18 protein-coding genes and 5 tRNA genes are annotated in these 19036 nt (G+C 43.3%); 1 reads left to right on the forward strand and 22 read right to left on the reverse strand.

Translation table 11 applies throughout. The features are described from left to right. Positions 1–59: 59 nt before the first annotated feature. The 20 genes from rpoB to EPL05_RS02590 all read right to left on the reverse strand — a co-directional run bounded on the left by rpoB (position 60) and on the right by EPL05_RS02590 (position 16686). Positions 60–3863 (reverse strand): DNA-directed RNA polymerase subunit beta, encoded by a 3804-nt coding sequence (gene rpoB / locus EPL05_RS02495; protein WP_128531928.1) that lies wholly within the window; start codon positions 3861–3863, stop codon positions 60–62. A 203-nt stretch (positions 3864–4066) separates the two neighbouring features. Next, positions 4067–4450, reverse strand: a complete 384-nt coding sequence (gene rplL / locus EPL05_RS02500; protein ID WP_128531929.1) for a 50S ribosomal protein L7/L12 — start codon at positions 4448–4450, stop codon at positions 4067–4069. Positions 4451–4511: 61 nt separating this feature from the next. After that, positions 4512–5030: a 50S ribosomal protein L10 gene (rplJ, locus tag EPL05_RS02505; protein WP_128531930.1), complete on the reverse strand. Its 519-nt coding sequence runs from the start codon at positions 5028–5030 to the stop codon at positions 4512–4514. A 2-nt stretch (positions 5031–5032) separates the two neighbouring features. Continuing rightward, the gene (gene rplA, locus EPL05_RS02510; protein WP_128531931.1) at positions 5033–5731 is read right to left on the reverse strand and encodes a 50S ribosomal protein L1; all 699 of its coding nucleotides are present in this window, start codon (positions 5729–5731) and stop codon (positions 5033–5035) included. A gap of 58 nt (positions 5732–5789) precedes the next feature. After that, positions 5790–6230 carry a 50S ribosomal protein L11 gene (gene rplK / locus EPL05_RS02515; RefSeq protein ID WP_128531932.1) on the reverse strand — a complete coding sequence of 147 codons (441 nt, stop codon included), beginning with the start codon at positions 6228–6230 and terminating at the stop codon, positions 5790–5792. Positions 6231–6420: 190 nt separating this feature from the next. After that, on the reverse strand, positions 6421–6963 hold the full coding sequence (gene nusG / locus EPL05_RS02520) for a transcription termination/antitermination protein NusG (protein WP_128531933.1): 543 nt from the start codon (positions 6961–6963) through the stop codon (positions 6421–6423). 13 nt (positions 6964–6976) lie between these two features. Next, positions 6977–7171 (reverse strand): preprotein translocase subunit SecE, encoded by a 195-nt coding sequence (gene secE, locus EPL05_RS02525; RefSeq protein WP_128531934.1) that lies wholly within the window; start codon positions 7169–7171, stop codon positions 6977–6979. A gap of 17 nt (positions 7172–7188) precedes the next feature. Then, positions 7189–7259 (reverse strand) — tRNA-Trp (locus tag EPL05_RS02530). A 123-nt stretch (positions 7260–7382) separates the two neighbouring features. Further along, the gene (tuf, locus tag EPL05_RS02535) at positions 7383–8570 is read right to left on the reverse strand and encodes an elongation factor Tu (protein WP_128531935.1); all 1188 of its coding nucleotides are present in this window, start codon (positions 8568–8570) and stop codon (positions 7383–7385) included. Positions 8571–8633: 63 nt separating this feature from the next. Further along, positions 8634–8705: transfer RNA gene (locus EPL05_RS02540), tRNA-Thr, on the reverse strand. An 89-nt stretch (positions 8706–8794) separates the two neighbouring features. Continuing rightward, positions 8795–8867: transfer RNA gene (locus tag EPL05_RS02545), tRNA-Gly, on the reverse strand. Between the two features lie 146 nt (positions 8868–9013). Further along, positions 9014–9094: transfer RNA gene (locus EPL05_RS02550), tRNA-Tyr, on the reverse strand. A gap of 68 nt (positions 9095–9162) precedes the next feature. Then, positions 9163–9235: transfer RNA gene (locus EPL05_RS02555), tRNA-Thr, on the reverse strand. A 713-nt stretch (positions 9236–9948) separates the two neighbouring features. Next, entirely contained in the window at positions 9949–10296 is a 348-nt protein-coding gene (gene hpf, locus EPL05_RS02560; protein ID WP_128531936.1) for a ribosome hibernation-promoting factor, HPF/YfiA family, read from the reverse strand. Between the two features lie 12 nt (positions 10297–10308). Continuing rightward, the gene (locus EPL05_RS02565) at positions 10309–11205 is read right to left on the reverse strand and encodes a tyrosine-type recombinase/integrase (protein WP_128531937.1); all 897 of its coding nucleotides are present in this window, start codon (positions 11203–11205) and stop codon (positions 10309–10311) included. Between the two features lie 89 nt (positions 11206–11294). Beyond that, complete coding sequence (rpsU, locus tag EPL05_RS02570; protein ID WP_128531938.1) at positions 11295–11486, reverse strand: 30S ribosomal protein S21; 192 nt, start codon at positions 11484–11486, stop codon at positions 11295–11297. Positions 11487–11647: 161 nt separating this feature from the next. Continuing rightward, positions 11648–12334: a peptidase associated/transthyretin-like domain-containing protein gene (locus EPL05_RS02575; protein WP_128531939.1), complete on the reverse strand. Its 687-nt coding sequence runs from the start codon at positions 12332–12334 to the stop codon at positions 11648–11650. A gap of 104 nt (positions 12335–12438) precedes the next feature. After that, positions 12439–14406, reverse strand: a complete 1968-nt coding sequence (locus EPL05_RS02580) for a M1 family metallopeptidase (protein ID WP_128531940.1) — start codon at positions 14404–14406, stop codon at positions 12439–12441. 494 nt (positions 14407–14900) lie between these two features. After that, complete coding sequence (locus EPL05_RS02585; protein WP_128531941.1) at positions 14901–15791, reverse strand: helix-turn-helix domain-containing protein; 891 nt, start codon at positions 15789–15791, stop codon at positions 14901–14903. Between the two features lie 76 nt (positions 15792–15867). Beyond that, positions 15868–16686: an SDR family NAD(P)-dependent oxidoreductase gene (locus EPL05_RS02590; protein WP_128531942.1), complete on the reverse strand. Its 819-nt coding sequence runs from the start codon at positions 16684–16686 to the stop codon at positions 15868–15870. 452 nt (positions 16687–17138) lie between these two features. Here EPL05_RS02590 and EPL05_RS02595 point away from each other — a divergent pair, with 452 nt between their 5' ends. Beyond that, positions 17139–18059, forward strand: coding sequence for a sugar phosphate isomerase/epimerase family protein (locus EPL05_RS02595; RefSeq protein WP_128531943.1), 921 nt, complete (start codon positions 17139–17141; stop codon positions 18057–18059). 9 nt (positions 18060–18068) lie between these two features. On the opposite strand, the gene EPL05_RS24570 is transcribed toward EPL05_RS02595, so the two are convergent. Next, on the reverse strand, positions 18069–18302 hold the full coding sequence (locus EPL05_RS24570; protein ID WP_394342713.1) for a CPCC family cysteine-rich protein: 234 nt from the start codon (positions 18300–18302) through the stop codon (positions 18069–18071). A 284-nt stretch (positions 18303–18586) separates the two neighbouring features. Further along, on the reverse strand, positions 18587–18931 hold the full coding sequence (locus EPL05_RS02605) for a Spx/MgsR family RNA polymerase-binding regulatory protein (protein WP_128531945.1): 345 nt from the start codon (positions 18929–18931) through the stop codon (positions 18587–18589). Between the last annotated feature and the right edge of the window lie 105 nt (positions 18932–19036).

Genomic DNA, 19036 nt, shown 5'->3' on the forward strand with positions numbered 1-19036 from the left:
TTGAAAGTTAAAGGTCAAAAGTTGAAGGTACTTTGCACCTTCAACTTTAAACTTTACACTTATTCTAACGTGATATCCAAACCTAAACCTCTTAATTCATGAACCAATACGTTGAATGATTCCGGAACTGATGGTGTTGGCAGGTTTTCACCTTTAACAATAGCTTCGTAGGTTTTGGCACGGCCTATAACATCATCCGATTTAACGGTTAATATTTCCTGCAGTATGTTTGATGCACCAAATGCTTCCAGTGCCCAAACCTCCATCTCACCAAAACGCTGACCACCAAACTGTGCTTTACCACCCAACGGCTGTTGTGTGATAAGTGAGTAAGGCCCGATAGAACGTGCGTGCATTTTATCATCAACCATGTGGCCCAGTTTAAGCATGTAGATAATACCTACAGTTGTCTGCTGATCGAAACGATCGCCGGTTAAACCATTGTACAGGTAAGTACGGCCCGATTCTGGTAAGTTTGCTTTCTTAACCCACTCTTCCACTTCGGTATGGCTCGCACCATCAAAAATTGGAGTAGCGAATTTAATGCCCAGCTCTTTACCGGCCCAGCCCAATACAGTCTCATAGATCTGGCCCAGGTTCATACGTGAAGGTACACCCAGTGGGTTCAACACGATATCAACCGGTGTGCCGTCTTCTAAGAAAGGCATATCCTCGTCACGTACAATACGTGCAACAATACCTTTGTTACCGTGACGGCCCGCCATTTTATCACCCACTTTAAGCTTACGCTTTTTAGCAATGTAAACTTTAGCCATTTGTACGATACCTGATGGCAACTCATCACCCACGCTGATCGCGAATTTATCGCGGCGGTAAGCGCCAAGTTCTTCGTTCACTTTAATGTTATAGTTGTGAAGCAAAGTTTTTATCTGGTCGTTTTTATCGTCATCAGTGGTCCACTTGGTTGGGTTGATGTTCTCATAGTGCAGTTCAGTCAGAATTTTCTGAGTGAATTTAACACCTTTAGCTACATACAACTCCTTGTAAACATTGTAAACACCTTGTGATGTTTTACCGTTCACTATCTCAAATAACTTCTCGATGAGCGTGTTTTTAAGATCTTTTACAGCTTTATCATGTTTAACATCAAGCTTCTCAATCTGTGCTTTTTCTTCTGCCTTAGTGGTTTTCTTAGCACGGCTGAATAATTTGGTATCAATAACAACACCCGCGATAGACGGCGGAGTTTTCAACGATGCATCTTTAACGTCGCCTGCTTTATCACCAAATATGGCACGCAGTAGTTTTTCTTCCGGTGAAGGGTCAGATTCTCCCTTAGGGGTGATCTTACCGATCAGGATGTCGCCTTCTTTAACCTCGGCGCCTACACGGATGATCCCGTCTTCATCCAGGTCCTTAGTAGCTTCTTCAGAAACGTTAGGGATATCCGGTGTTAACTCTTCTTCACCACGTTTGGTATCGCGTACTTCAAGCTCAAACTCTTCAACGTGCAATGATGTAAAGATATCCTGAGACACAACGCGCTCAGATATTACAATCGCATCCTCAAAGTTGTAACCTTGCCAAGGCATGAATGCCACTTTAAGGTTACGGCCCAATGCAAGCTCGCCGTTTTGTGTAGCGTAGCCTTCGCAAAGCACTTCACCTTTAGTAACCCTTTGACCTTTTTTAACAATCGGCTTTAAGTTGATGGTAGTGCTCTGGTTGGTTTTCTTAAACTTGGTTAACAGGTAACTGCGTGTATCGCCATCGAAAGAGATCAAACGATCCAAATCGTTACGGTCATATTTAATTTTGATCTCGTTAGCATCAACATACTCAACCACACCATCGCCTTCGGCGTTGATAAGAGTACGAGAGTCTTTTGCTACACGGCCTTCCAAACCTGTACCTACAATTGGTGCCTCAGGGCGTAACAATGGTACAGCCTGGCGTTGCATGTTAGAACCCATCAAGGCACGGTTAGCATCATCATGTTCCAGGAAAGGAATCAACGATGCCGCGATAGACGTGATCTGGTTTGGAGCGATGTCCATCAGATCCAGTTTCTCCGGGTCGATAATAGGGAAGTCACCTTCAAAACGTGCTTTTACTTTTGGTAAAGCAAATACACCTTTATCATCGTAATGCGCGTTGGCCTGGCCTATGGTTTTACCATCTTCATCTTCGGCAGATAAATAGATAACAGCCTCGTCAACCTGTACTTTACCATCAACCACACGTTTGTACGGGGTTTCGATAAAGCCTAAGTTGTTAATTTTAGCGTGTACACAAAGTGAAGAGATCAAACCAATGTTCGGTCCTTCCGGAGTTTCGATAGTACATAACCTACCGTAGTGGGTGTAGTGTACGTCACGAACCTCGAAACCGGCACGCTCACGTGACAAACCACCGGGCCCAAGGGCTGACAGACGACGCTTGTGCGTGATCTCTGCCAGTGGGTTGGTTTGGTCCATAAACTGTGATAACTGGTTTGTTCCGAAGAACGAGTTGATCACCGATGAAAGTGTACGCGCGTTGATCAGGTCAGTCGGTGTGAACACCTCGTTATCACGAATGTTCATCCGCTCGCGGATGGTACGTGCCATACGCGCTAAACCTACACCAAATTGTGCGTAAAGCTGCTCACCAACAGTACGAACACGACGGTTGCTCAAGTGATCAATATCATCCACCTCAGCTTTTGAGTTAATTAATTTGATCAGGTACTTAACAATCGCGATGATATCCTGCTTGGTTAAAACCTTAGTTTCATCAGAGGTGTTCAGCTTTAATTTACGGTTGATACGGTAACGGCCCACATCGCCCAGGTCATATCTTTTATCAGAGAAGAATAAACGATCGATGATACCACGTGCAGTTTCCTCATCAGGTGGTTCGGCGTTACGCAACTGTCGGTAGATATGCTCCACCGCTTCTTTCTCCGAGTTCGAAGTATCTTTTTGTAAAGTGTTATATATAATAGTATAATCACCGCTGGTGGCAGCATCTTCCTTGTTCAGGATGATGGTTTTAACACCTGCATCAATGATCATATCAATATGGTCGTCTTCCAAAACGGTTTCGCGCTCAAGGATGATCTCGTTACGGTCGATAGATACCACTTCACCGGTATCCTCATCCACGAAATCTTCTACCCATTTTTTAAGCACCCTTGCAGCAAGCTTACGACCGATGAATTTCTTCAGGCCACTTTTGCTAACTTTTACTTCATCAGCCAGCTCAAATAATTCTAATATATCTTTATCAGAATCGTAGCCAATTGCACGAAGCAAGGTTGTAACCGGGAATTTCTTTTTACGGTCAATGTATGCATACATCACGTTGTTAACGTCTGTAGCAAACTCAATCCACGATCCTTTGAAAGGGATAACACGGGCAGAGTATAATTTTGTACCGTTGGTGTGGCGGCTTTGGCCAAAGAACACACCTGGCGAACGGTGTAACTGCGATACAATTACACGCTCGGCACCATTAATAACAAATGTACCTTTAGGTGTCATATAAGGGATGGTACCCAAATAAACATCCTGCACAATGGTTTCAAAATCTTCGTGCTCAGCATCGTTACATGATAAGCGAAGTTTTGCTTTTAATGGCACACTGTAAGTTAAACCGCGTTCAATACACTCGCGTATATCGTAACGTGGCGGATCAATAAAGTAATCAAGAAACTCCAAAACGAAGATGTTCCTTGAATCTGATATTGGAAAGTTTTCGGCAAATACTTTAAACAACCCTTCTTTGTAGCGGTTGTCTGACGTGGTTTCCAATTGAAAAAATTCCTGGAAAGATTGTAACTGAACATCCAGAAAGTCGGGGTAATCAAGTACCTTTCTGCTGGTTGCAAAGTTTACTCTTTGGTTATTATTGTTTGCCAAGGTATTATAATTTTAGTTTATTAAACCTGTATTAGATATGAGATTTTAGATGTGAGATTTGAGACAGCATGGAATCCGTGCCTTTTAAAATTAAACGCGAGATCTCATATCTCATATCTCACGTCTCAAATCTGACCAATATAAACAGCAATAGACCCCGACCTAAAACGGTCGGAGTCTGATGCTATTTGGTGTGGGTTAAATTATTTAACCTCAACTACTGCTCCGGCTTCCTCTAATTGTTTTTTCAGAGATTCAGCTTCTTCTTTAGTTACGCCAGTTTTAACCTCTTTAGGTGCACTGTCAACTAAATCTTTAGCTTCTTTCAAACCTAAGCCTGTAAGATCTTTTACCAATTTAACAACTGCTAATTTAGCGCCACCTGCTTCTTTCAGGATAACGTCAAATGCAGTTTGAACTGCCTCAGCAGCTGGAGCGTCATCGCCACCAGCAGGAGCAGCAGCAACAGAAACAGCTGCAGCAGCTGGCTCGATACCGTACTCATCTTTTAATATCTGAGCTAATTCGTTTACTTCTTTTACTGTTAAGTTTACCAACTGTTCAGCAAACGCTTTTAAATCCGCCATTTTTATTTTAATTTTTACTTAATGCTTTTTTGTTTAAATCGAACTTTAACTGAGGTGTTCGTTAACCTCTTTCCTGTAATGTTTTTACAACACCTGCCAGTATATTTCCGCCTGATTGTAATGCAGAAATAACGTTCTTTGCCGGTGATTGCAGTAAGCCTACTATCTCGCCAATCAATTGTTCTTTTGATTTTAGCTTGGTCAGGGTATCTAATTGGTCATCACCAACAAATATCGCTGAATCAATATACGCTGCTTTTAAAATTGGTTTATCACTTTTTTTCCTTAATAGTTTGATCAACTTTGCCGGGGCAGTTGCTGATTTAGAAAAAAGGATTGATGATGAACCTTTTAATACATCGTATATCGGGCTGAAATCGCCTCCGGCTGCTTCCATAGCTTTTTTGATCAAGCTATTTTTTGCTACCTGCATGGTGATATCAGCATCAAAGCATTGGCGACGGATATTGTTAACTTTTGCAACCGTCAGATCAGAAGTATCAGTAATATAGAAATTACCATACTCTTTCATCTGCTCAGTAAGAGCAAGAACCAAGTCGTATTTTTCTTCTTTATTCATGATTAAATTCCCGCTACTGATTTAGTTTCAACTGTTATACCCGGCGACATTGTAGAAGAGATATGTATACTCTTAAAATATGTACCTTTTGCTGCTGATGGTTTTAATTTAGAGATAGTTTGCAATACTTCTAATGCATTCTCGTAAATTTTATCGGCAGAGAAAGACGCTTTTCCTATTGAGGTATGGATGATACCGGTTTTATCAACCTTGAAATCGATCTTACCACCTTTTACCTCAGTTACAGCTTTACCAACTTCTGGCGTTACTGTACCTGATTTAGGGTTTGGCATTAAGTTACGTGGACCGAGAATACGACCCAAACGACCAACTTTAGCCATAACACTTGGCATGGTTATGATAATATCGACATCAGTCCAACCACCTTCAATCTTGGCAATATATTCGTCCAAACCTACAAAATCCGCACCTGCATCTTTTGCTTCTTGTTCCTTATCAGGAGTACAAAGCACTAATACACGTACAGTTTTTCCGGTTCCATGAGGTAAGGTTGCAATACCACGCACCATTTGATTGGCTTTACGCGGATCTACACCTAAACGTACATCAATATCAACAGATGAATCAAACTTGGTTAAGGTTAATTCCTTTACCAAAGCTGATGCTGCTTCTAATGAGTACGATTTGTTCGCCTCAATTTTGGATAGTGCCGCTTTTTGATTTTTTGTTAATCTTGCCACTGTCTTAAACTGATTTGTATAAATTAATTAATTTTTGATCCCGATGTTCCGGATCAATTTAGTTCCAGGGAGCCGTACCTGATACGGTGATTCCCATACTGCGGGCAGTACCTGCCACCATTTTCATGGCTGATTCTACTGTAAATGCATTCAAGTCTACCATTTTATCCTTGGCAATAGTTTCAACCTGTTCCCAATTTACATTGGCAACTTTTTTACGGTTGGGCTCTGCCGAACCACTCTTTAAGCCTGTTGCTTCTAAAAGCTGTATAGCTACCGGAGGGGTTTTGATAATAAATTCGAAAGACTTGTCGACATAAACAGTAATTAGCACCGGCAACACTTTCCCAGCTTTATCCTGGGTACGTGCGTTGAACTGCTTGCAAAACTCCATAATGTTCACACCTTTTGCACCCAATGCTGGGCCAATTGGTGGAGATGGGTTTGCAGCGCCGCCCTTTACCTGTAGCTTTACCATCGCACCGACTTCTTTTGCCATTTTACTTTGTTTTAATTATAACTCAATGTTAGTAAGTGGAAGCTAAGTAACATTTTGTAGTCTGGTATCAAGTAGTTAGTATCAAGTATTTAGACTTTTTACCTCCTGCTATCATCCATTATCTTTGTGTATCTTATTATGTGTATCTACCAAGCTTATCTTGATACCTGATACTAAATACCTGATACTATTATTCTTTCTCTACCTGCATGTAATTCAATTCAAGCGGCGTACGTCGCCCGAAAATCTTTACCATTACCTTTAGTTTCTTTTTTTCTTCGTTCACTTCTTCAATCACACCACTAAAACCGTTGAAAGGCCCGTCCATTACTTTAACGGCCTCGCCAACGTAATAAGGTACATTCATGGTTTCGCCCTGTGCGCTCATCTCATCAACCTTACCTAAAATACGGTTAACTTCTGCCTGGCGAAGTGGGATAGCATTACCTTGCTTATCGCCAAGGAAACCAATTACGCTGTTAATGTTTTTAATGATGTGCTCTAATTCGCCATCAAGGGCGGCCTCCATCAATACATAACCAGGGAAATAGTTACGCTCTTTAGCGATCTTCTTACCGTCGCGCATTTGGTAATATTTCTCTGTAGGGATCAATACCTGCGGTACAAGGTGAGTAATGCCTAAGCGGTTTACTTCGGCATCAATGTATTGCTTTACCTTTTTTTCTTTACCGCTGATAGCCCTAACTACGTACCATTTAGTTTGATCGCTCATCTATTATATATAATTAGGCTAACGATGTGTAAAACTGTTTAAGTACATAACCGATGATCTGGTCCATACCAAAAATCACCATAGCTATGATCATAGCAGCCACCAATACCAACACTGCACTGCTTTGCAGCTCTTTCCATGTTGGCCAGGTTACTTTCTCGGTCAACTCGATGTATGATTCTTTTATATACTCAGCTACGCCAGCCATATTTATTAATACTTAAGCACGGGAACAAGGATTCGAACCCTGATCAAAGGTTTTGGAGACCTCTATTCTACCGTTGAACTATTCCCGTGTATTATTAAATCTCCCTGAGGAAATTTGTGTGTTACTTATATTGTGAATAAAGTACCGAAGCAAAAGCTCCGGTACTTTACACAAAAATTAACCGTTTTGCTACCCATTTAAGGGTAAGAAATTATTTTAAAATTTCAGTTACCTGGCCGGCACCTACTGTTCTTCCACCTTCACGGATAGCGAAACGTAAGCCTTTTTCCATTGCGATAGCGTTGATCAACTTTACAGTGATTGTAACGTTATCACCAGGCATAACCATTTCTACACCTTCTGCCAGGCTGATTTCACCTGTAACGTCTGTTGTGCGGAAATAGAACTGAGGACGGTATTTGTTAAAGAACGGCGTGTGACGGCCACCTTCAGCTTTTGATAATACGTAAACCTCTGCTTTGAAATCTGTGTGTGGGTTAACTGAACCTGGTTTGCAAATAACCATACCCCTGCGGATATCAGTTTTCTCAATACCACGTAACAATAAACCTACGTTATCACCTGCTTCGCCACGATCTAAGATCTTGCGGAACATCTCAACACCAGTTACGGTTGATTTTAAGTTTTCAGCACCCATACCAAGGATGTCTACTTGCTCACCTGAGTTGATAACACCACGCTCGATACGACCAGTTGCAACAGTACCACGACCAGTGATCGAGAATACATCTTCAACAGGCATCAAGAAAGGCAATTCAGTTAAACGCGGAGGGATAGGGATGTAGCTATCTACAGCATCCATCAATTCCATAATTTTGCCAACCCATTGTGGATCGCCGTTCAAACCACCTAAGGCCGAACCTTGAATAACCGGGATATCATCACCTGGGAAATCGTAGAACGATAATAGTTCGCGGATCTCCATTTCTACTAATTCTAATAATTCTGGATCATCAACCATATCCACTTTGTTCATGAATACAACCAATGAAGGTACACCTACCTGGCGAGCCAATAGGATGTGCTCACGAGTTTGTGGCATTGGACCATCTGTAGCAGCTACAACAATAATTGCACCGTCCATCTGAGCCGCACCAGTAACCATGTTTTTCACGTAATCCGCGTGACCTGGACAGTCAACGTGAGCGTAGTGACGGTTTGCAGTTGAGTACTCAACGTGCGCTGTGTTGATAGTTATACCACGTTCTTTTTCTTCAGGAGCTGAGTCAATTGAATCGAATGAACGAGCTTCTGATAAACCTGCATCAGCTAATACTTTAGTGATAGCTGCAGTAAGGGTTGTTTTGCCGTGGTCAACGTGACCGATAGTACCGATGTTTAAGTGCGGTTTACTGCGGTCAAATTTTTCTTTTGCCATGATTTATATTTGTTTGTAGGTTAATTTATACTTTAAAATGTATTATACTCTATTAATATAATGAGCCAACAATGGGATTTGAACCCATGACCTCTTCCTTACCAAGGAAGTGCTCTACCCCTGAGCTACGTCGGCTTGTTTTTGTTCATTTGCTCATCAGTTCATTGGTCTTATATAATTAGTTACTAATGAACCATTGAACTAATTAACCATTGAACCAACCGAGCGGAAGAAGAGGTTCGAACTCTCGACCTATAGCTTGGAAGGCTATCGCTCTACCAACTGAGCTACTTCCGCTTATTCAGTTTTCAGTTGGCAGTTTTCAGTTAGCAGTTGCCTGCGTGCCGAGCTTCTCAAGCCGTAAACCTTTTTAATCAAGTCAGCAGTTCACCGCTATCCGTTAACAAAGCTAACTGATAACCGCAAACTGCCTACTTAATATGTGGGGGGAGAAGGATTCGAACCTTCGTAGCCGAAGCAGCGGATTTACAGTCCGCCCCATTTGACCGCTCTGGTATCCCCCCAATTGTTGATTCCGGGAATTAATAATGTTCAAAGTTGAAGCTAAACACTACACTCCCGAAATAAACAGAGCCTCCTATCGGGATCGAACCAATGACCTACTGATTACAAGTCAGTCGCTCTACCAGCTGAGCTAAGGAGGCTTAATTGTTACCAATTTGTAGTACTCACCTGTAGCTTTCCCAAAATTGGCGGCAAATTAATATTGCGCTATTTTTTATTTTAAAGAACCATTCCCTTTCCTTCGATTGGCTGCGTTAAAAGCCTCTCTGAAACGGATTGCAAATCTACAAAAATTTAAAGCCCCACAAAATTATTTTTCAAAAAAAATATAGAGGCTTAAAACACACTGAATTAATTAAATTTTGGCTTTGTAATGGGATTGAATAATTGCTTGAACGAAAGCTTGAAATGAATTTCCCAAACCAGGAAAGGGTGAGATTAAGCAAAAAAATGTCGTTTTGAGGGAGGATCTATAGTTTGTTTTGAGATTGAAAGACTGTTTAGCAGTGTTTTCAAAAACGTTGCCGAAGTATCGCTTCAAAATCGTCTTGCTGATAATCTTTTTCGGTAACAGTTTATTTAAATGCTTTTGCATTTTGTCACTGTTAAACTCCAATAGCAAACGTCGCAGATCTCCCAGGTCATCTTCGTCATATTGTTCCTCAACTATTTGTAAACCATAATTTGGGCGTCGCTCAAAGGCTGTACTTGAGTTGCATTTTTCATAACAAAATAATTACTTAACAAGTATAACAATTTATACTGTAAGGCATTTGCCTGTTGTAACACCCACAAAAAAATCGGCAGGTTCTCACCTGCCGATCGCGGAAATTGTTTATCCCTATTTATAATGTTAAAAATCGTCTTCTGCCGATAACAGTACTGCTTTTTTAGCAGCTTCGGCAGCTATCGCTTTTTTAGTTTTATGCTTCTCTATCTGCATGCGCAGGCTTTCAACCACGGCATCTGTAGCCTCTTCAAAAGTTTTACACATCTCTTTAGCAAAGATCTGGTTGCCTGGCAGCAGCAGTTTTATCTCCGTTATCTTATTTGCTTCGTCTTTTACATTCTCCAGTTTTAAATAAACCTCGCCACTAATAATGTGGTCATAAAATGTCTCCAGCTTGTCAACCTTTTTTTGGATGAAATCCAGCAATTTCTGGTCTGCTGTAAAGTGAATTGATTGCACTGTAATTTTCATTTTTCCTCCTTTTTAACCCTTTGGATGGGCTTGTTTGTAAATAGACTTTAAACGTTCAACTGAATTATGTGTATAAATTTGGGTTGCGCTTAGGTTAGCATGGCCCAAAAGTTCTTTAATGGCGTTCAGATCGGCGCCGTTGTTTAGCAATGTTGTTGCAAAGGTGTGCCTCAGCACGTGGGGGCTCTTTTTGCTCTGGGTTGATATGTTAGAGAGGTATTTCTGCACTATTAAATAAATAAGCTTCGGATATACGTTATCGCCTTTAGTTGTAACGAGAAAGGTTAAGGAATTGTTATGAAAAATTTCATTTTCCTTCGCCGTTATGTAGGCCTTCAGTTGGGTTACCAACTCGTTATTCAGAGGTATTATCCTCTGCTTGTTGCGTTTACCTAAAACTTTTATGGTTTTTTCGTAAAAATTTATATCTGCTTCTTTTACCCCAACAATTTCTGCAAGGCGCATGCCGGTGCCAAAAAGGAGTTCGATAACGGTTTTATCGCGGATACCTTCAAAGTCGCTGCTAAAAGTGAGGCCGCTGTAATCATCCAGCATGTTGGTGAGTTTGGCTCCGTCCACTACGGTGGGCAAATTCTTTGGTGCTTTAAGCCCGGTAAGGCGCGATGTTGGGTTTACCATGATATCCCCTTCCTGCAATAAAAACTTAAAGTACTTGCGCAGGGTGGCCAGCTTCCGGTTTACGCTGCGCGGGGCCAGGGCTTCATCGGCTACCATCCAGTTACGGATGTCGTGATGGGTAATTTCGGAAGGGTGTGTGATGGTTGTTTCTTCGCCCGGAGGGTTCAGAAAGCGCATGAATTGCTCCAGGTCCGACTGGTATGCGGATACAGTGTGCGGAGAGTACCGCTTTTCGTATTGTATATACTGTATAAACTTGCCTAAAAACATAAAAACTATTTATACACCCAAGGATTTGAATGTACAAATAGTTTTTTTATGTTGACAAGAAAATGTTTAAAATTCTTTCCGTAGAAAAATTAAACAGTTTCTATATTCATATTCTGCTTGTAGATGGCATGCTTAATTTCGTGCCTGCGAGTAATAGATTTCTTTTCGAAAGCCTGGCGACTGCGCAGTTCTCTTAATACACCTGTTTTCTCAAATTTCTTTTTGAAGCGTTTTAATGCTTTATCTAATGATTCGCCGTCTTTTACGTTGATAATGATCATAATCCCAAATACCTCCTTTCAGGGATGGCAAAGGTAGTAATTTGTTTTAAAATCTGAAATACAATATTTTAAATTATTTATCGGCTTAAACCTCGTTCAACAGTGTAAAAAACAGGGCACTACTTTTTACATTTTGCTGCCTCTTGTACAACTAAGGTTGTTTACGGAGTAGTAAGGGGCTGCAGCGTGCGCTTATCTGCCGGCAGCGCCTGGAATTTTTTGTAACTATCGCTAACATACGCCACTATGGATTCTGCATTATTGCTGCGTAGAAAAGCGTAGGTTGGGCGGTATAGGGTGATAAAATTCTCCAGCTCCTGCCCTTTTAGCGGCACTAAACTGCCCACATAAGCTTTACTGAATACTTCATCCACATGCCGCTCCTGTGCTTCGCGCTGAAAGAATTTTTTTAAGCGGCGGGCATCCTTCCCCTCTTTACTAAACCAGGTAGATGGCGAAAAAGCGTACACCTTACTTTTGCTATATACGTCGGGGTATTCTTTCCTCGGGTCGAACGCAAGGCGGGTAGACCGAACGTTCACCTGGTTCAGTGCGATGAATTGCGGACTTAGCATCACCTTCTTAAGCCGCATATCCACCAGGTACAGTGTATCGGGGTTGTACCCGGGCGATGTAAATACCAATATATGCCCCGTAGTTGTTTTGATACTGAAATCGCCATTTTTATCGGTAAGCGTTATCTGCTTATTGTTGTTATCGCGGATGAACACGTTATCGAGTTTTACATTGGTGCCGTTCTCGTAAACCGTTCCCTTTAAAACGTCCTGCGCGCTGGCAAGGCCGGTAGAAAGTAAAATAACTGTTATAAGGGTAAATATCTTTTTCATGGCGGCGGGGTGTATAAGTGTTTAACTTGCTTATGCCTGTAAAGGTTTGCATTTTTAACGTTTAAGCAAACAAAAAACCCGGCTGTTAACCGGGTTTGTGTTGTTTATTGCTTTTTCCAGACATTGTTATCCGGGTTATAATCCGGCATTGTTTTATCAGGGTCGTAGGTAACAGATTCTATTTCTTCGGTAGAATTGTATTTCACTACAAAACTGCTGTTACGTTCCCATATTTCTACAGGTAATTTTATACGCTCAACTTTACCGCTTTTGAACTTTATTTCCAAAGGCGTTGGCATAGCCATTTTTTCCATATTGGTAAGCGTGATGTAAGCACCTTTAGAAGGATCGTTATTGATGTATTTTACATCGTTTACGGCAACATCCAAACGCCAGTTGTTTACAAACCAGCCTCTCCAGAACCATTGCAGGCTTTCGCCCGATGCGTTTTCCATGGTGCGGAAGAAATCATCCGGGGTTGGGTGTTTAAATGCCCAGCGCGCTACATAGGTACGGAAAGCGAAATCGAAACGCTCGGGGCCCAGGATCTGCTCGCGCAGCATGGTTAAGCCCATGCCCGGCTTAAAATAAAGCAGGATGCCGTTGTTGGCTTCCTTCAGGTTCTCCGGGTTGCTCAATACAGGCTCCAGCGTTGGGTTGGTAATTGTATTGCTTGTGCGCTGCATATCTATTTTGCGCGGTGCGTATTCGCCTTTGTTAAAATCTGCAGATGAAAGGGTGTTGATGAAAGTGTTGAAACCTTCGTCCATCCAACCGTAAAGGCGCTCGTTTGAGCCAACGATCATCGGGAACCAGGTGTGGCCGAACTCATGGTCGTTAACGCCCCAAAGCTGGGCTTTTTTGGCGCGGTAACCACAAAATACAATGCCCGGATACTCCATACCACCCACAATACCTGCAACAGCGGTAGCCGCCGGGTAAGGGTACTCGAACCATTTTTGCGAGTTGTACTCGATAGATTTTTTCACATACTCGGTAGAGCGGCCCCAGGCATCGTTACCATTGCTTTCTACCGGGTAGGCAGAGATAGCGATGGATTTTTTGCCGCTTGGCAGATCCATTTTGGCTGCATCTACAATAAATGCCGCTGATGATGCCCATGATACATCACGCGCGTTCTTGATCTTGAATTTCCAGGTCAGTTCTTTTTTACCTGCCGGGCGCGATGCCGCGTTGGTAACCTCATCCGCAGTACGGATCATAACGGTTGTTTCGCTTTTCTCAGCTGCTGCCCAACGTTTTTGTTGCTCGGCAGTGTACACCTCAGTTGGATTTTGCAACTCGCCAGATGCTACCACAATGTGGTTGGCAGGCGCGGTAATGCTCAGGTCGAAATCGCCGTATTCCAGGTAGAATTCGCTTGGGCCTGTGTACGGCAGGGCGTTCCAGCCCATAATATCATCATACACATACATGCGCGGGTACCATTGGGCAATGGTATATATTTTGCCATTTTTGGTATTCAGGATACCGGTACGGTCCGAACCATACTCAGGCGCGATGTAAGAGTACTCTATATTCAATTTTATTTGGCCGCCGTTTGGCTTTACCGATTCGGGCAGGAAGATTTGCATCCGGGTATCGTTGATAGCATATTTTACATCTACGCCAGCAACTTTTACCGACTTGATCTTATACCCACCATCGGGCATTTGGCCGCGGCCACCGTTGCGGCTCCCGCTTGGCGGGATAATGGCTGTACCGCGCGAATCTGACTTAAACAGGTTCTGATCCAGCTGCATCCACAAAAAGCCAAGGCTTTGGGGGCTGTTGTTGGTGTAAGTAAGCAGTTCTGTACCGGTAATTTCGTTAGTTTGGTCGTCCAGGTGGGCGGCTAACTGGTAATCGGCACGGTTTTGCCAGTATTTCGGGCCCGGCTGGCCATCCGCCGCACGGAATTCGCTGCCATTTTTGGTATAGAACAAAGGCGCGAAAGCATCGTGGTAATTGTAGTTAGAAACCGGGGGGGTTGGTTGCGTTTGCTGTGCATGAGCAGCGCTGCAAACGGCCATCATCGCCAGCGCACAGCCGGCCATCAGGTTAAATCTCATAATAAAATCAGTAATTAAATATTATGCAAGTATAGTAATTATGAATTACCGATTAAATTTATTGCCTGGTTGTAATGAGGAAGTTACTGAATTGTAAAGGGTATGGGTTCCATCCACCTACCGCCGCTGCCGCAAGCGTCCCCGGCTTGTGGCAGCGGGGCCTGACTATGCGGAGTGAGTGGCATAGACACTTGACCGGGCGGAAGGCCCACGGGCTAATTAACCTACCGGCAAAAAGCATCTAAGTCTGTGTTAACCATTAAAATATCAATTAGTTGATTATCAATTAATTAAAAGTTTACACTTAAAAATGTGTTAACTTTTGTAAACTTTTTTGGCTTTTTACAAAGGCTATCTTTAACATACGAGAAATAAAAGGCTTAAACAATGGCTTGGGGATACGGGACGGTGGCTAACGGTACTGCATAGAGGCAAACCCCTCCTCCCAATCACATCCCGGTGCGCCCCTCCCAAGGGAGGGATTAAAAAAGAACCTAATTCAACATCTGCTTTTTAAAAGTATTGGGGCTGATACCTACCTCTTTTTTGAAGAGGCGGGAAAAGTACGACAGGTTCTCGAAACCTAATTCGTAGGCAATTTCTGATACCGACAGATCCTCGCCCAGCAGGCGGTTTTTGGCTTCAGAGATGAGATAGATGTGGATATGCTCCAACGCGGTTTTGCCGCTTTCCTGTTTCAGCACATCGGTAAGGTAGCCGGGGGAAATGTTGAGGCGTTCGGCCATATCGTGTACCGAGGGTAGGCCCTTTACGCCCAGCAGCCCGGCGGAGGCGTACTTGCTAATCTCCTGGTTAAAGCGGGTAACGGTTTTGCCGGAGATCTCGGCCCGGTTGATGAACTGCCTTTTGTAAAAGCGCTGCGCGTATTTGAGCATGGTATCTACATTGGCGAGGATAATTTCGCGGCTGTACTCGTCCTGGTTGTTGTTGTACTCGGCTTCGATGATGTTGTAGAGTTCCCAGGTGGTTTTCTCTTCGCGTGGCGAGAGGTGCAATGCCTCATTTGTTTCGTAATCGAAGTAGTGATACTTTTTGATTTCGGCATGCAGCGGATGGCCGTTGAGGTAGTCCTCGTGGATAAACATGAGGAAACCGTCTTCTTCAAACTCAAGGTTCTTCATTTCAATAACCTGGCGGGGTTTAAAGAACATCATGGAGCCGGCCTCATGATCGTACCGGGTGCGGCCGTAGAGCACTACTCCCGATTTGATCTTTTTAAACCCGATCATATAAAAATCGCTGGTGAACTCGCGGTTGCCAATGGCGCAGCTTTGGTTGCAATGATAGGCGCTGAAAAGCGGGTTCTCGGGTGCAGGGAAGCCGTTCTCGCGGTGCAGTTCGGTTAAGTTTTTATAGTGCTTCATGGCCGGTATAAATTAATAAACCACAAGCTACACAATTTGATGGTGCAGCTTGTGGCGTAAAGTATTAAATGATGTATTAATGACCGTGTGCCGCGGCAGAAACTTCTTTCCACTCATCAAACTGCGCAATGCGGTCGGCATAAACGCTGGTAATAAACGGATAAGCTACTTTGCCTAACAAGAAGTGCAGCGGCGGGTTCTGGCTATCTATTAAGGCCAGTACAGCATCGGCAGTAGCATCGGGATTACCCCAGCCATCCGGCGTAGCAGCTTCTGCAAAGGCCTGCCTAACGGGCGCGTAAATTTCAGTAGCCTCTGTTTGCGCGGCCGAAGCGCCAGACCAATCGGTAGAGAAACCGTTTGGCTCAATTAAGCTTACATTAATGCCAAAGCCTTTTACCTCTGTTGCCAGGGTTTCGCTTAAACCATTAACCGCGTATTTGGATGCATTGTAAAGGCCCAGTACCGGCAGGGTTACCAAACCAAGGATGCTGGATACCTGGATAATGTGCCCGCTTTTTTGCTCGCGCATAATGGGCAGTATCGCCTGTGTTACCCATAGCAGCCCGAAGAAGTTGGTTTCCATTTGCTGGCGTGCCTGCTCTTCTGTTGTTTCTTCTATAGCGCCGAACAAGCCGAAGCCTGCGTTGTTGATGAGCACATCTATCCGGCCAAAGTGTTCTTTCGCTTTGTTTACGGCAGCAATGCTGGCCAGCCTATCGGTAACATCCAATTGGATGGGTAAAACGGCATCGCCAAATTCGGCAACGAGGTCGCTAAGGCTCTCGGTGTTGCGGGCGGTTGCGGCAACTTTATCGCCGCGTTTTAAAAGGGCCTTTGCCCAAATTTTACCGAAGCCACGTGAGGCGCCGGTAATTAAAATTATTTTTGACATGCTGTGTTTTGTTATTTGTTGATAACAAAGGTATGGCGGCTTAGCCAAGGGGATTTATACAAAACACGGGATGATTAGCACAGATGCAGGGGATGCTTTAATGGATATTGAGTAGGCGAGGGTTCTTTAGTGCTTCGTTTGGTGAGGTAGTAATCATTGTTCAGCCTTTGGATGTCACTTTTCTTTGACAGCAAAGAAAAGTAACCAAAAGAAACTGCCGGCCACGTTACCTTCTGTGAAAGTTAGTGGTAATTCAATGCCTGTACTACCCGAACGTTCCTGATGCAGGTTTTTTTGGCTTCGTTGAGTTCGAACTCAAAATCAAGAAATTCTTAAAACGCATAAATCAGGGTTCAGATAGATTCACCATATCAAAACCACAATTTCTACCTACCTTTAATTATATAACTGCCCTATCCAGTGGCATACTTAACCAATTATAACTTACACCTATGCTACACCCATACTCCCGCCGCCAATTTTTGCAAACATCATCGCTGCTGGTAGCTGGGGCGATGGTTACATCGTCTTTCATATCGAAGAAATATCAGCCGAATTTGTCGTTCTCCAGTCTTGGCTGTCCGGATTGGACTTTTACGCAAATCGTCGATTTTGCCGCCCAGCATGGATACACCGGCTTGGAACTGCGGGGCATTCTGCGCGAAATGGATCTGACCAAGGTTAAAGAATTTGCTACTGAACAAAGCCGGAAGGAGACACTGCAATTGATGAAGGATAAAGGCTTACGCTTTGTAGACCTCGGCTCATCTGCCACCTTGCATTTTGCCGAAGGACCCGAAAGGGTTAAAAATTTGGACGAAGGCAAGCGCTTTATCGACCTGGCACAGCAACTGGATTGCCCTTTTGTGCGTGCTTTCCCCAATATTATACCCAAAGGGCAGGATAAAGCTGCCACGATCGACCTGATCACGAAAGGCTTATTGGAACTGGCCGAACATGCCAAAGGCAGCAAGGTGAGCATCTTGTTAGAATCGCACGGCGACCTGGTAAAAATAAGCGACCTGGAATTGGTTATGAAGACTGCCAGGCATCCCAACGCCGGGCTAATTTGGGACGTGGTGAATATGTGGTCGATAACCCGCGAGGCACCCGCTGAAGCTTATAAAGTTCTAAAGCCGTACATCAGGCATACTCATATAAAAGATGCCAAAGTATTTGCGGGAGCCGAACCAAAATATGTGCTTTTAGGGCAGGGCAATGTGCCTATATTTGAGGCTATCGGCGCGCTGGCCAAGGGTGGTTACCAAGGCTATTACAGCTTCGAATGGGAAAAACTATGGCACCCGGAACTGGGCGACCCGGCGCTTGCCCTGGCGGATTACGCCAAGGTGATGAAGGCGCATTTTGCTTGAGCAAAATCGCTATCGCAAATATTTGCCCTTTTCAAATTGTATCATCCTGTCCGGATGGACAGCTTTTTGAAATCGTTCTTCAACAACACCGAATTTCTCAAAATGCTCCCTCCCTTGGCGTAATGTCAGGTGATTCGGGCCGGACAGCCTATCGAGATCACTCCCACCATCATCTTCCCAAAAACAAACTTTGCAAATATCATGCTCTCTAACCATTGTCAAAGTGTTGTAGCCGCAGCACAGGCAAGTATATAATCGGGGGGGGGAGACCTATAATTTCAATTGAGGTTTGGAGATGCCCGGATAAAGTCGTGGTTAAATATGATGTAGTGTAAAATTTGAACCGATACTCGATAGACTTTCTTATATGGTAATGCAATTTCTCCAAAGCTACATCATCGTCAAGTGAACTTTCCGATTTTACATCTTCGGCGTGCTTCGCCATTTCCTCTTCAGAAAGATTTAAAAGCTGATAAAAAGATATTAAACGCGCTGCTTCTTTCCTGAGTAGTTTCATTGTTTTTCGCTTACAACAACTCCTTACTATACACTCCTTCATCAAACCCAAAAAACAAAAAGCCGTCCTTTTCTATCACGGGGCGTTTGATCATGCTGGTTTTTTGTTGCAGCAGGGCAAGGGCATCGTCTTTGGTTTTAATGCTGTCTTTCACTTCGGGGTCCAGTTGTTTGTAGGTGGTGCCTTGTTTGTTCAGAAACTTTTCATAGCCGGCTTTCGCGTCCCATTCTTGCAGCTTTTCGGCACTTACGCCCAGCTTTTTAAAATCCTGAAATTCATAAGATAAGTTGTTGGCTTTTAGCCAGTCGAGCGCTTTTTTTACCGTATTGCAATTGGTAATGCCGTAAACTTTCATAGCGGTAAAGGTAGGGAATCTGTCTGAATCAGGATTTTGGAATGAACATAATATTGTTATTATTCTGAAAATCTTGTAATTCTGAAAATTCTGATTCAGAAATTT

It is taken from the genome of Mucilaginibacter gilvus (assembly GCF_004054195.1).
Taxonomy (GTDB): domain Bacteria; phylum Bacteroidota; class Bacteroidia; order Sphingobacteriales; family Sphingobacteriaceae; genus Mucilaginibacter; species Mucilaginibacter gilvus.